The sequence below is a fragment of the Mycoplasma sp. (ex Biomphalaria glabrata) genome (assembly GCF_001484045.1).
Taxonomy (GTDB): domain Bacteria; phylum Bacillota_I; class Bacilli_A; order Mycoplasmatales.
Genome location: NZ_CP013128.1, coordinates 580,178 through 595,314, shown reverse-complemented (window position 1 = coordinate 595,314; position 15,137 = coordinate 580,178). Strand labels below are relative to the sequence as shown.

The 15,137-nt window shown below is 29.4% G+C and carries 12 protein-coding genes; all 12 read right to left on the bottom strand.

Going from position 1 to position 15,137, the window contains the following annotated elements; genetic code table 4:
* Positions 1-54: 54 nt before the first annotated feature.
* Entirely contained in the window at positions 55-2,538 is a 2,484-nt protein-coding gene (locus ASO20_RS02775) for a DNA translocase FtsK (RefSeq protein ID WP_085056440.1), read from the bottom strand.
* A gap of 117 nt (positions 2,539-2,655) precedes the next feature.
* Positions 2,656-2,802: a hypothetical protein gene (locus tag ASO20_RS03060; protein WP_157061717.1), complete on the bottom strand. Its 147-nt coding sequence runs from the start codon at positions 2,800-2,802 to the stop codon at positions 2,656-2,658.
* A 102-nt stretch (positions 2,803-2,904) separates the two neighbouring features.
* On the bottom strand, positions 2,905-4,578 hold the full coding sequence (locus ASO20_RS02770) for a ribonuclease J (protein WP_085056439.1): 1,674 nt from the start codon (positions 4,576-4,578) through the stop codon (positions 2,905-2,907).
* A gap of 120 nt (positions 4,579-4,698) precedes the next feature.
* Positions 4,699-4,974: a 30S ribosomal protein S15 gene (gene rpsO, locus ASO20_RS02765; protein WP_198140227.1), complete on the bottom strand. Its 276-nt coding sequence runs from the start codon at positions 4,972-4,974 to the stop codon at positions 4,699-4,701.
* Positions 4,975-5,114: 140 nt separating this feature from the next.
* A complete protein-coding gene (locus tag ASO20_RS02760; RefSeq protein WP_085056437.1) occupies positions 5,115-6,026 on the bottom strand; it encodes a bifunctional riboflavin kinase/FAD synthetase in 912 nt (303 codons plus the stop codon).
* Between the two features lie 6 nt (positions 6,027-6,032).
* A complete protein-coding gene (locus tag ASO20_RS02755; RefSeq protein ID WP_198140226.1) occupies positions 6,033-6,485 on the bottom strand; it encodes a peroxiredoxin in 453 nt (150 codons plus the stop codon).
* On the bottom strand, positions 6,475-6,834 hold the full coding sequence (gene rbfA, locus ASO20_RS02750) for a 30S ribosome-binding factor RbfA (protein WP_085056435.1): 360 nt from the start codon (positions 6,832-6,834) through the stop codon (positions 6,475-6,477). The genes ASO20_RS02755 and rbfA overlap by 11 nt, the downstream gene beginning before the upstream one ends.
* A gap of 85 nt (positions 6,835-6,919) precedes the next feature.
* A complete protein-coding gene (infB, locus tag ASO20_RS02745) occupies positions 6,920-8,686 on the bottom strand; it encodes a translation initiation factor IF-2 (protein ID WP_085056434.1) in 1,767 nt (588 codons plus the stop codon).
* A 349-nt stretch (positions 8,687-9,035) separates the two neighbouring features.
* On the bottom strand, positions 9,036-10,313 hold the full coding sequence (locus ASO20_RS02740) for a hypothetical protein (protein WP_085056433.1): 1,278 nt from the start codon (positions 10,311-10,313) through the stop codon (positions 9,036-9,038).
* A complete protein-coding gene (locus tag ASO20_RS02735; RefSeq protein WP_085056432.1) occupies positions 10,282-10,728 on the bottom strand; it encodes a hypothetical protein in 447 nt (148 codons plus the stop codon). Before ASO20_RS02735 ends, ASO20_RS02740 begins: the two co-directional genes overlap by 32 nt.
* 93 nt (positions 10,729-10,821) lie before the next feature.
* Complete coding sequence (locus ASO20_RS02730) at positions 10,822-11,082, bottom strand: helix-hairpin-helix domain-containing protein (protein WP_085056431.1); 261 nt, start codon at positions 11,080-11,082, stop codon at positions 10,822-10,824.
* An 8-nt stretch (positions 11,083-11,090) separates the two neighbouring features.
* The gene (locus ASO20_RS02725) at positions 11,091-15,131 is read right to left on the bottom strand and encodes a PolC-type DNA polymerase III (RefSeq protein ID WP_085056430.1); all 4,041 of its coding nucleotides are present in this window, start codon (positions 15,129-15,131) and stop codon (positions 11,091-11,093) included.
* Positions 15,132-15,137 lie beyond the last annotated feature (6 nt).

Sequence of the window (15,137 nt, the reverse complement as noted above, 5' to 3'; positions counted from 1 at the left end):
TTATTTAATTCATTTAGTAATTTTTCAGCATTTCCAAACATATTTTCTCCTTGATTAATTTAGAACATCTCTTGGTTTTGAACCTTGTGACGGACCAACAATTCCATTAGCTTCCATGGCATCAATAATACGAGCAGCTCTTGTAAAACCAATTCCAAAACGACGTTGAAGTAACGATGTAGAAGCCTTGCGAACAACACGAACGTATGTTAGACATTGTTCATATAATTGATCTGATGCTCCATCTGAATAACCAACATCCATTGATGAAGTTCTTAATTCTTCATCAAGATTTAAAAATTTCTCATTAAAAATCAATTCTGATGAATGATTATTTTTTGTTTGCGTTACAATGAAATTCAAATCTTCATCAGAAACATAAGATCCTTGAACGCGTTTAGATTCGGTTGCTCCATAAGATAGAAATAACATATCCCCTTTACCTAAAAGTTTTTCAGCACCACCTTGGTCAATTATTGTTCTTGAATCAATAGCCGTTGAAACTGCAAAGGAAATTCTAGTTGGAATGTTTGATTTTATCAAACCTGTTATTACATCAACGGATGGTCGCTGTGTTGCAACGATAATGTGAATTCCAGCGGCTCTTGCTAATTGTGTTAAACGAGTAATTGATTCTTCAATATCTTTTCCTGTTGATAAAATTAAATCTGCTAATTCATCAATAACTACAACGATTTTTGGTAATCGTCGATTTGTATCAACTTTATTATTATAACCGTCAATGTTTCTAGCTCCAGCTTCACTAAAGATAGTGAAGCGTTGTTCCATTTCTTCGATTAATTTTTTTAATGCCAAAGCTGCCTTTTTAGTGTCTGTTATGACAGGGCATAGAAGGGGCGGTAATTTTGAGAAAACACTTAGTTCAACGCGTTTTGGATCAATCAATAATAAACGAACATCGCTCGGCTTACATCTCATGATGATTGAAGAAATAATTGTATTAATACAAATTGATTTTCCAGAACCAGTTGCTCCAGCAACTAAAACATGGGGAGCTGATTCTAATTTTAAGCTGATCGCTTCTCCGTTAAAATCTTCGCCAAGAGGTATATCTAATAAGTCATTAACTACTGCTTTTTTATAAATTTCTTTAAACGAAACAACTCTTCTGAAAGGATTGTCTACTTCGATTCCGATAATTGATTTATTTGGAACTGGTGCATAAATCATTACATTGCGACATGCCAATGTTAATTGAATATCGTCATGCATTTGTAAAACTCGTGAAACTTTAATCCCTGAATTTTTTACAATCATATCATAACGAATTACAGTTGCTCCAACAACTTGTGAAACGATTTCAATTTCAATATCAAATTGATTAAATAGTTCGATTAATTTAGCTTTTTGGCGTTCAATATGAGATTTTAATTCTTCTTCATGACTTAAATCTTTTTGAACATCAGATAATTCTTCGATATCAATTGATTGATAATCTAAGTTAATTAGATCACCTTTTGACTGAATAGAAACATCATATTCACTATTTTCATCATCAATTACAACGTCATTTTGACCAATCGTTGAAACTTTTTCATAATCTAAATTACTTAAATCGATGTTATTATAAGCTTCTTGAAAATTATTTACTTTTGTTCCAACACCGTATGGTCTAATCATTGATTGAGAATCGAATGATTCTTGTTTTTCATCAACCACTTTTTCTTCTTTTTTCTTAAAAATACTAAAACTACGTTTTTCTTTTTTAGGAATGTTGCGTGTTAAATTCGAATAAGGATCGGTAAATTCTTGAGTGAATTTGTCAATATTTGGTCTATCTAAACCGAAATCCGCTTTTACTTCTTTTTCAAGAGTTTTTTCATCAATTGAAAATTGTCCAGTTTGTTCAGCAAAAGGGTATTTTTGTTTTGCTTCATGAGCCAATTGAATTTGTTTTTGTTTTTCTTTACGAATAGCGTTGTTATATTTAATTGTTTGGATAATTCAAGAATATAAATAGAATTTTTTAAATGTAATTACCAAACTTAAACCAATTATAGCAACATAAATAGACATAATATATCCAATCATTAAACCTCATGGATTAGGAATGAAATGTAATAAACCAAAATAAAATATGCCTAAAAATCCAGAGGCAACACCACCAAACGAATCATGTTGTGTAAAATCTGAAGTATGAAAAATAGTTCAAAAGTTACTCATTATTGTCCCAAAATTAGTTGCTTCTTTTGAATTGATTCATGTTGTTCCTTCAATCATTCCAATCATAGTTATAAAACCGATGAAGAATAATAATGCATTTCTTGATCTTTTATTTACAAACTCATGACTTTTTCGATCAATAATACGCATAATGCAAAAATAAAATAAAATTGGATAAATTAAATATCGACCAATCCCGAAAGTTATTTTAAAAATGTAGTCATCAATTGGTGAACCAACATAAGGGACCCTCACAATCGATAAAATTAAAATTATTAATGTAATAATAGCTGCTGCTCTATCTGCTCATCTCCCGCGCGAATGGGAGATTTTTTCGGAAATGTCGTAATCCATATTAACCTCTCTTTACTTTTAATTGTAAAGTAAAAGAAGAAAATAAGATTAATATTGCATAAAAAAAGACTTATACAAAAGTCTTTTTTTTAACTTGATTAAGTTTTTGTAACTTAATTAAATTTGATTAAATCCTTGTTCATTAGCATGACTAAAAGGTTTATATATTGTTTCCTGTAAAAAGAGTTGTTTTATTTTTAAAGGTCTTTTTAATATAAGTACTGATGCTAATGACAATATTTTGTTCTTTATTGTTAGTCTCATATCAGTCTCCTGCAATTAAAATTGCAAAATAATTATATTGCTTTTACTCCTCCACTTAGTATCAGCTCTACTTTTATTTTATACCCAAATGTATAAAATAAATTACATTTGTTGAATAAAAATAGAAATTTTCGGAGTCTTATTGTGATGTTTTTGAATATATTTAGCTATTGTATTTTCTAGTTCTTTTTGAAGATTATCGATACTAGGATTTTTATTAGTTTTTTCGTGGTCTAAACTTTTTTGTACAATTTCAGAAATATTTTCAATAATACCTTGATTATTTCTTAAATAAACAACACCGCGCATTTGAATATCAATTCCTGTTTGAATATTTCATTCGTTATCGATTCCAAATCCCACGAAAGCAATTCCGAAATTCCCTAAAGCAACTCGAGATGCCATTAATTTAACATCAACGTCATCAATATTATTGTTATTTACAAAAACACTATCAGCATGAACTTTTGCTCTTGTTTCTTGTAATTCTCCATCAATAAAGGAAATCATTTCGCCATTATCCATTAAAATAACACATTCTTTGTTGATATGAGCGCGACTAGCATTTCCTAATTGAGCTATAAAACTTTTATATAAACCGCAAATTGGTAAAAAATATTTAGGTTCAATCATACTTAAAAATAATTGCGTATCAGCTGAACTAGGACCTATTTGACGAATTTCTTTTTTTGGAATACTACGTATTTCCACGTTAGATTTAGCTAATTCATTAATGGCTCTTATTCCTTTAAGTTCGTTAACAATATCTGCAAAGGCATTATTAATGAATACATCACTTGATTTTAAATGCAAATCTTCATCACTATTTAATCCAAGTCGCGTAATTTTTTTAAATAAGCGATCATCATTTCCTCCGATAATAATAATTCCGTTGTCTGATTTATCCATTTCTTCGAAACTCCCTAAAACAAAGTCTCCTGTAAAATTTTTCAATCTTGCTGCTTCCAATAAATTATCATTAAGTGTTTTTCCATAAATATAAACATTACGTTTTTGTCGATTTGCAATTTTAATAATTTCTTGAGCATTGTATATATTTTGATCAAAACAAGAAATTAGGATACGTGATTTTGGAAATTCTAGAAATCAATTTTGGATGATATTAGAAATATTTTGTTTTGGATGGGTGAAACCATCTTGTTCAGCAAAACGACTATCCAGCATTGCTAACAAGGTTTTTTGAGTTGTTGCCTCACGCATTACACTTGACATGAAATCAGCACTTTTATCATCTGTTCCAATTAAAAAACAACGAGCAAATCAAATGTTTCCATATTCCGTTTTAACAACAAAAACTAGTGATTCAAAACTCGAATGTAATGTGAATAATACTTTAATTTTAAAACGACCAAAATCCAATTCCTGGTGATTTTCCAAAACTTTAATTTCACATTCTAATTTCACCTTGTATCTTTTAAATAAATTTAAAATTGAATGTTTCGTGTACGGCGAACAAAATATTGGAACTTTTAGTTTGTTAGCAAAATACACTAATCCGCCCATACTGTCTTTATCTGAGTTAGAAATAAAAAAACCAATTAATCGTGATGCGTTTTGTTGCAAGTAAGTAATATCTGCAACTAAGATTTCATTATTTAATTGAAAACTATCAACATCCTTTACTCCAGCATCAAATGCTATTAATTTATTCCCTACCTCTAAAATGTATAAACTTTTACCAAGTTCATCTTGACCACCTAAGGCATATATTTTGATTTCATTATATTTAATTTTATATTTATTATCTTTTTCCATTATTTTTCCTTGCAAATTATATTATTTAAATTATTTTTGAAATTATTTGTCGTATTTATATTACCAAAATTAATTTTAATTCAAAGCAGTAAAATAAAAATGACCCCATGGGTCATTTATTTAAGCAACTTCTTTTAAGTTATATGCTTTAATTATTTCATTGTATTTAGTTAAATCGTGGTGTTTTAAGTATTTCAACATTTTGCGTCTTTGAGCATTTTTTTGAACAATACGACGGATAGCTCTAATATCCTTTTTATTCGTTTTAATGTGTTCTTGTAATGCTAAGATTTGTTCTGATACTAATGCGATTTGAACTTCAGTTGCCCCTGTGTTTTTAGTTCCACCAGAAACTTTTTTAATAACAGATGCTTTTTTGTCTCTATTTAATGCCATTGAATCCTCCATATTCAAGAATAAATAGTAATTAATTTTTGGCCAAATTAAACTTACTTATTCTCACAATTATTTAGGTGTTTTAAAACCTTTTAAAAGAATAGCATAAAATGTAAAAATATCATAGTTTTAAATAGTAACTAATCTAATGTTTCTCGAATTTTTTCAACATCAATAGAAATTGCTGATTTTAATTCCTGTAATGAATTAAATTTTTGCTCTGCACGGATTCATTTTACAAATTCCAACTTTAAATTAAAATTATATATATTATGTGAAAAATCTAGTAAATGTGCTTCAACAATTGGAGTTTTCCTTGTATCTATTGTAGGGGTATAACCAATCGAAATAGCCGCCTTATATTTCTTCCCTTTAACTCAGGCATACCCTGCATAAATTCCAACCTTTGGAATCATGTATTCATCTTTAAAAGACAAATTAGCTGTTGGGAATCCTAATTTTCTTCCTAATTGCTTTCCTTTAACTACTTTTCCTATAACATCATAGCGTCTTCCTAATTTTTTATTAGCTATTTCAAAATCTGCATCTTTTATGTTTTGAATGATTTCCGATGTAGAAACTATGTCGTTGCCAATTGTTGTTAGTTTTAGTTTATAAACATTGAAAAAACTTTCTAAATCAGTTAAATTTCCTGCGCGATTTTTACCAAATTTAAAATCTTCACCAACAACAATATTGCTAACATTAAATCGATTCTTTAATTCATCGATAAACCAAGTTTTAGAACAATTACTAAATGAGTCGGAAAATTTAATAACAACACAATAATCAAAATCATATTCAGATAATAAAGATATTTTTTTAGAATATGGTGTCAATTTAGAAGTTTTTAAATTCATTAAAATCTCGATTGGATGTGGATCGAAAAAAAAGATAGCTGATTTTGTTTTTGTATCCTTAGCTATTTGCAAGGTTTTTTGAATTACTACTTGATGTCCTGTGTGAATCCCATCAAATTTTCCAATCGTTATGGTAATTGGTGATTTAATTAAATTTTTAGAATTATGATAGTTTCAAAAAATTATTTTCATCGATAATTATTTATGATTTTTTAAAAAATCATAATTAATTTGCGCGTCATCGTTGTGGTCAACTTTTTTATTTGAAAATATTATTTCTTGATCTGGTGAAATAATAAATGATGAACGCGAAATTAATCCAAAAACTTTCCCAGTAACTCCAAAATATTTTGATAAAACTAGCTCTGGATGATCAGCTAATAATAAGTGTTTGTAGCATTCCTTTTGCGCAAATCCTTCTTTTTTTGCAGCATTACCTTTACTTACTCCGATTACAACTGCATTTAATTCTTCAAATTTTGACAACAATTCTGTGTATTTATGACCTTGAATAGTACAACCAGGTGTATTGTCCATTGGATAAAAGTATAAAACTATATACTTTCCTTTGTAATCATTTAAGCAATGTTCTTTTTGATCTGAACCTAATAATTTATGAGCTAAAATCTCAATTGATATTTTATTCTCCATCTTTATCTCCTTCATCGTTATCTTTCTCTGTGTTTAAACCATCAATAATAGAATCAATTCGATTAGCGTTTTCTAAAGTAGCATCATACATAAAAATTAATTGTGGAATTTTTCTTAAATTAATTTTTTTTGCTAATTTTGCTTTAATCACTGGAACGACTTTTGCACTTTCCTCTTGCACTAACTTACCAGGGTAATTACTATGAAAATGAATACGTGCGTAACTGTAATCTTGTGTTAAATCAATACCCGTGATAGTAATGCTATTAACGTACTTATTTTTAATTTCGAGACGAACAATTTGACTTATTTCTTTTTGCAAAATCGATGTTCATTTTTCTTTCGACATACCCCGTCCTTATCAATCAGTTTATATGTTAATTTTACTTCTTATCTTTTTTTTAAAACAAAAAATAGATATAAAAAACCAAGAATTATTCTTGGTTAGTTTTTTCTGAAATAATTTCGTAAGCTTCTATAATATCTTGTTCTTTAATATCGTTGAAATTTTTAATAGTAATACCACACTCAAATCCAGCATTAACCACTTTAACATTATCTTTAAAACGTTTTAATTCGCTAATTTGTCCTGTAAAAATAATTTTTCCATCACGAATAATACGGATGCGACTTGTTGAAGTAATTTTTCCATGCGAAACCATGCAACCAGCAATCGTTCCGATTTTTGATGCTTTGAAAATATTACGTACTTCCGCTTGTCCCTGAACTTTTTCAACATCAACGTTTGGTTGTAAACCTTTTAATAAAGAAACTACATCTTCAATCATTTTATAGATGATGTCATATGTTTTAATTTCAACATTATGTGTTTTAGCGTGTTCTCTTGTGTTAGCTTGAGGACGAACATGAAATCCCATAATAATTGAATTTGATGCTTTTGCTAAATCAACATCACTATTAGTAATTGGTCCTGATTGAGCACGAATAATATTCACTTTGTGGTCTCCCAATGATGTTTGAGCAAGAGAGTGATTAATAGCCTCAATCGAACCTTCCGCATCAGCACGAATAATTAAATTCAGTGTTTTATCGTTAACTAAACTTGTTGTTGTAAAATTGGCATTACGTTCAATTTGTTCATATTTTTTAGCAATTTCTTTCGCTTCTTTTTCACTTGGATAAACCGAAATTATCGAACCGGTTTCAGGATTATTATTTAACCCTAGAATAACAACTGGTTGAGAAGGGTTGGCAATTTTTAAAGGACGATTATGTTCATCAAAAATTGCTTTTACTTTTCCGTAACAATCTTTAGAAGCAACAAAATCACCTACTTTTAATTGTCCTTTTTGAACTAAAATTGTCGCAATTGCTCCTCTTTTTGGATCGATATAAGATTCGATTACTGAACCTTGAGCTGGTCCGTTTGGCACTGTTTTTAAATCTAGTAATTCAGACAATGAAATAATTTCATTCAATAATTCGTCAACATTAGCACCGGTTTTGGCTGAAATTGGGATAAAAGGAACTTTTCCACCTCATTCAATTGGAACAAGACCTAACTCAGACATTGCTGATTGGACTTTTTCAACATTTGCTTGTGGTTTATCTATCTTATTAACTGCCACAATGATTTCAACATTAGCATTACGAGCATGGTCGATACATTCCACTGTTTGTGGCATTGGACCATCATCGGCTGCAACAACTATAATAACTATGTCAGTGATTTTTGAACCTTTTGTACGCATTTGCGTAAAAGCTTCGTGCCCCGGTGTATCAATAAAAGTAATCAAATTATTATTTTTTTTCACTTGGTAAGCACCAATGTGTTGAGTTATCCCACCAGATTCTCCCTGAGCAACTTTTGATTTACGAATAAAATCCAATAACGAAGTTTTCCCGTGATCAACATGTCCCATAATAGTCACAACCGGTGGACGTGATGCTAAAAATCTTTCTTCATCTTTGCGGATTAGAATTTTTTCATCTTGAGATATATACTTTTCTGCTTGTTCAAAATTTATACTTCAACTTAAGCATAAATCAGCAATGTCATCTTGGTTTAAAGTAGCTGTTGCATTACGTAGTTTTCCTTGTAAAAAGAAATATTCCACAACATCAATCATTGGGCGCCCTAAAGCATTAGCTAATTCGGTTACTGTTAAGTTCGAATGAAAGTATAAAGTATTCTCTTTCTTATCAAACAATGCGTTTTGATTCTTTTGTAATTGCTTCATCTCACCCTCCTATTAATTTTTATTAATTTATTTTATTCTTCATCGTAGAAATCTTCAAAATCAGCTTCTAGTTCGACATCTTCATTATAGTCATCTTCATTATAGTCATCGCCAGTTATTTCTAGTGATTGATATTGTTTTGATAAAATTTCATTTTGCTTTTTGATAATGTCGTCTTCATCAGATTTTTCTTCTTTTTTGAATGTAACAAATTTGCTTTGACGGTTTTTACGGGCTAAATTACGTTCTTCACGTTCTTTTTTTGCTTTTTCTTCGGCAGCTAATTTCTCTTCTAGTGTTAATCCTTTACGAGATGCACTATCAGCCGATAAAGTTTCTTTTAGTTCAGCTAATGTAGATTTTTTGTTTTTTCTTCGCGTATTTCAGTAGTTTTTTGTGTAACTATTTTTTCTTCTGGTGCTTGAATTATTTTTTGCTCTTTTATTTTTGCCATTAATCCAAGATCATTAGCTTCAATTAATCCAACGATTTGAGTATTTTCGCCATACAATTGTTTTAAAATATTATTATTAATGCGTTTTGAACCAAATGCTAATGGTAATTCTTCATCATTTACAACAATATATTTAGCTTCTTCACCTTCATTATTTTGAACTGTTTTGATAGCAATAGCGCGAACAGGTTTAATAATTTTTTCAATTAGTTCATTTTCTTCAGACATTCAATTGATGATATTAATGTTTTCGTTATTAATTTCACTCTTAACAGCGTTAATTCTATCGTTGTTAACTCCTAAAATTGTTCCTAAAGCACGAACATTTGAGTTGTTTGAAGCAACAACTATTTTAGTTGTTCTTCCTGGAATTCTAGCAATAGCTTTAATTGCAATCGTTTCTTCCTTCAATTCTGGAACTACACTAAAAAATAAGGCACGAACGAAATCTGCATTTGAACGAGATAAAATGATTTGTGCTTTTCCTTTATTTTTTTCTTCAAGCACATTTGAAATAACAGCGCGAATATATTGAGTAGGTTGATTATCTAAATTATCTAATGGACTAATTTGAGCTTTCGGTAAAAAACATAATGTATCGTCATCTAAACGAACAAAAAATCCACCTTGTAAATGACCCTCAATTTTCCCACGCACTAATTTAGTTTCCCTATTTTTATAACGAGTAATTAATAATTCTAGTTGTTTAATACGACATTGTTCATTTAAAACATTTGTAAAAATAGAAATTGATTTTCTACTTCATTCACGTGTTGCTCCTAAACCAAATTTTTTAATTAAAACTTTATCACCCACTTGTGCTGTTGGACAAACATCAACAATGTCGGACAACATTGTTTGACCCATTTTAACTGCTTCTACATCATCTGCCACTACCATTGTGTTTGCTTCAAAATCTAAAGTTGAATCAGTAATTGATGAGTTAGCTTCTACAAAAACATTGTATCCACTCTCGTTTTTAAACCCCAACGCTAAAGCATATTTTAATGCCTCATAAACGTCGTCTTGTGCAATTCTATATTTGTTTTTTAACGCCATTAGTCCTTGTAATAAATTTTTTACATCTTTTTGGCTATCGTTGTCTTTTAATAATTCTTTTTTTTCATATTTTTTCCCTTCCTTAATTAATAATTCAATTAATTTTTTTAACATTCCCTCGCGCTAGTTTAATTACTTTATCTAAAGTTTCAAGTGTTATCACATTGTTACTAAAATCTAATAATTTTCCACTAAAAGAGTACTTTCCTTCATATGCATCTCGCAAACGGATTTCAATTTTTTTGTTAATGCTTTTCTGAAGATGTAAGTCGTTTTCTACTTCGCGTCTACTTCCGGCTGAACATAATTCCATTACTCAATATTTTTTTAATTCATCAGATGATTGAAGTTGATAATTAATTTCCTTATGTGCCTTATAACACAAATCTGAATCCATTTCCCCGTCTTTTTTATCAACAAAAATTGTTAATTCAATACCATCTGATTTCTCAACTTGTTTAATATTTCATAAGTAAAGTTCAAAACTAGATAAAACTTCTTCAATAACCTTAAAAATTTGTAATTCCATATTTCAAAAATAAAGAGAGGCAAGCCTCTCTTATTAACCTTTCGATCTATAACTATATAATGCCATACATCGCATATTATGTCAATTACTTTTTTAATTGAAGTTCAAAATATCTAAAGCCTTTAATTTTCCTAGTTGAGTTTTGTTAATCTTTGTTCGGTCAATGAAATCTTTTTCCGAAATGAATGAACCTTTTTCTCGTTCAACAACAATATTTTTAGCAACTTGTTCACCTAAACCATCAATAGCCATTAATGGGATAATTAACGACTCATTATCTTCATGGAGGATAAATGTTTTTTCAAGCGATCTATAAATATCAATATTTCTAAATTTAAAACCGCGCGACAACATTTCTTCAACTAATTCGAATGTTGATAGTAATGATTCGTCTTTTGGTTTTTTTCTTTATAAGGGATATCTTTAATTCGTTGTTGTTCTTCTTTCAGTGTTGATAACCCTTTTATCATTGTAAGTGGGTCAAAATAATCACAACGTAACGTGAAGTAAGTAGCGTAATATGCCAATGGGTAATATATTTTAAATCAAGCTACTCTTCATCCCATAATAACATAAGCTGTAGCATGAGCCTTTGGGAACATGTATTTAATTTTTTGGCATGATTCTATATATCAATCTTCAATGTTGTGTTTCTTTAATAAATCAACAGCATCTGGTTTTAAACCTTTTCCTTTTCGCACATCTTCCATAATTGAAAATGCAGTTTTTGGTGGTAATCCTTTTTCTAATAAGTAAACCATGATGTCATCACGACAACAAATTAAACTACTCAAAGGAATTCCTTTTTCAACAAGATCTTTTGCATTGTTGGTTCAAACATCCGTTCCGTGTGATAGTCCTGAAATTCTTACAAGTTCAGCAAAGCTTTTTGGATTAGTTGCTTCTAGCATTTTTTTAACAAAACTCGTTCCAAATTCCGGAATTCCATTAGCTCCATTTTTATTGTTCATAGCGTAAATATTATCAACTTTTAATTCTGTTGTTGAAGTAAATAAACTTAAAACTTTCGGATCATTGAACGGAATATCTTTTGGGTTAACTCCTGTAATATTTTGAAGCATACGAATAGCCTCTGGATCAACATGTCCTAATAAATCTAGTTTTAACAAACTATCATGCAACGATTCGTAAGCAAAATGGGTTGTTTTTCATTCACTTTTTTGGTCATCTGCTGGAAAGTTGTATGGCGTAAAATCAAAAATATTTTGATCTTTTGGGATAACAATAATTCCGCCAGGATGTTGACCTGTCGTTCTACGTACTCCTGTGCATTTCTCTGCCAAAATTTCTTTTTCCGCTTTTGGTTTATTTAAATCAAAAATTTGATCATAATCGTCAACAAAAGAAAAGGCAGTTTTTTGAGCAACAGTAGAAATTGTTCCAGCTCGTAAAACATTTTCTGCTCCGAATAATTCTTTTGTGTAATCATGAGCTGAAGCTTGATAAGAACTTGCAAAATTTAAATCAATATCAGGAACCTTATCTCCTTCAAAACCTAGGAAGGTTTCGAATGGAATGTTATGACCTTGTCCACTCATTTGAGTACTACATTTTGGACATTCCTTATTTGGTAAATCATACCCACATGCATATGCTTCATTATCAATATTAAAATCTGAAAAATTACATTTTGGACATAAATAATGACTTGGTAAAGGGTTCACCTCAGTGATATCCATAAAATGAGCAACTAAACTACTACCAACACTTCCACGACTTCCAACAAGATAGTTGTCTTGAAGAGATTTATTAACAATTTTATGGGCAATATAATAAATGTCTGAAAAATTATAAGTAATAATTGAATTTAATTCTTTTGCAATACGATCTTCTACGATTTTTGGCACTACTCCTTCATGAGTATATTTTTGTAAAGTGGCAGTTGCTACCATCTCTTTCACAAGTTTTTGTGTGTTATCCCCGATTTTTGCAAAATACAATCCTTCTTTAATTGGGATAATTTTGTTATCAACCAACTCGACGATTTTATTTGGATTTTCAATCACAATTTCATTTATTAATTTTTCATCTTTTAAGAAACTAAATTCCTCTATCATTTCATTAGTCATACGCAAGTGATTATCTGGAATATTTTGAGTCTTATCGAGCACGGATTTTAATGGGTGGTATACACCACCTAAACCTTTTGTGCTTACAAAAATTTTTCGTAACTCTTTGTCTTCCTTACTAATGTAATGTGCGTTACTTGTTGCAACGATTGCCTTGTTAGCTTTTTTAGCTAATTTAATAATTCTTTTAGTTAATGTTTCGATTTCCTCAATTGAATTAAATATTCCATCAGCTATTAATTTGGTACAAGCGGTTGGTGGTAAAACTTCAATGTAATCAAATATTTGAATAGATTTAAATAAATCGTCATCAGATAACGAAATAGCATCGTGATAAATCTTTCCTTCTAAACAACTCGAACCGACAAGAAAATTATTTCGTTTTTGTAATATTTCATCTCAAAACAATTTTGGTCGATCGAAGAAAGTTTTCGTGTGAGCTTCAGAAACTAATTGATATAAATCACGAATTCCATCTTGATTCTTAACAAGAATACTTACATGCTCACCATAATTTTTAGCATGAACAAAACTATCGGAGTTGTTTGAAGATTTTTGTAATTCTGTTAATTCAATCCCATTTTCTTTTAAAGCAGAAATCATTCCATTAAAGCAACCCATTAGAACTTCGCAGTCGTAGTCAGCTCGGTGAGCTTTATTTTCAGCATCATATTCTACTTTAAAATATTTTGCTAAGTCCATTAATCGAAATCTTCTCAACTGAAAAATGTTATTAAATTTACGAGCCAATATCATGGTGTCAATAATGACGTTGTTAAATTTAAGATCATGTTTTTCGTAAACATTTTTTAAAAACAATGAATCAAAAGCAAAACCATTATGAGCAACTAGTGGTAAATCTTTAATATAATTTCGAATTCTATCTAATTCTATTTCAATTGGCTTTGCATTCTTTACATCGTCATTTGTAATATTTGTAATAGCTGTTATGTGCTGCGGGATTGATAGTTTTGGTTTTACAAAAAATTGTTCTCGCGAAACTATCTCGTTATTTTTAATGTGAATAGCTCCAAATTCAATAATTTCTGAGTAAACTGGTGATAAACCGGTTGTTTCTAAGTCGAATATGATGTATTCATCTATTGAAACTGATTCATTCTGCAATTGATTTTCATTTTTAGCAATTTCAAAAGTTTGGCGATCAATAACTTCAAATTCACAACCGTATAAAATTTTAATATCAGATTTCTTTTTCTTTTTTCAAGAATATACATCTGGAAAGGATTGAACAACCGAATGATCGGTAATGGCAATACTTTTTCATCCTCACTTCGATACTGTATTTAAAAGTTCATCCGGAGATATTAAACCATCCATAGTGCTCATTTTAGTATGGCAATGTAATTCTGTTCTTTTAATTGGACTTTCATCTACAATTTCAATATTAAAATGAAGATCAGTCCCATTAATAAAATTAATTTTAATAACTGAAATTTCACGTTCCTTTTTGCCAGTTTTTCAATCTGCTTTCATTCCTAATTTTCCAACAATTTGACAAGCATTATGGTTGTTAAATAATTTTTCAATTTCTTGAGCTTTTTTGGCTTCCTCATTTTGAATATAAAAGCAGCAATTGATAAATTCACGATTATCATGAATAACAAATCCAAATCGGAAACATTTAGGTCCTTTGCGAATATTAACTTGTGTATAATTTCCTTTTATATGAAATTTTTTAGTTTTTTCTTTATTACCATCTAGTAAATCAGAAAAACGGATTCATTTATCTGATTCAATAATTGAAAGAATATCTTCCGATTCTTTTCTTTCGTGATTTTCAATGGCAGTTTGCTTGTTAGTTTCCTCGATAATTTGAATTCTGTGAATTTCAATTTCTTTACATTCGTTAATTGTGGCAGTGTCGATTTCTAAAATTGGTTCAAATTTAATTGAAAAGAAAGTGAATGTTTTTTTTAATTCACTAGTAATGTTTTCAATATTTATATTTTCATCAAAAAATAATATTTTGTTAAAACGTTCAATATACTGTCATTGTGAACCTAAAATTTTAAATTTTGCATAAAAATATTGCTCAACAAAATTTAAAATTTTTTCCTTATCGTGAATTTTATTTATTATGATTATTTGAGTTTTGTAACTTTGCTTAAATTCATATTTTTTTAACTTTGTAATTAGTGTGTATAAATTAGGAAAATTAGGAAATAAATTAACAAGTCCTAAGTAAATAAGCGTTTCTCGTTTAATATCGTCAAAAATTGGTGCGCTGATTTTAACTTTTTTTAAATCAACTAAAGCATCATCATTTAACTCAAGTTCATTTAAAACACTCATCAAAAC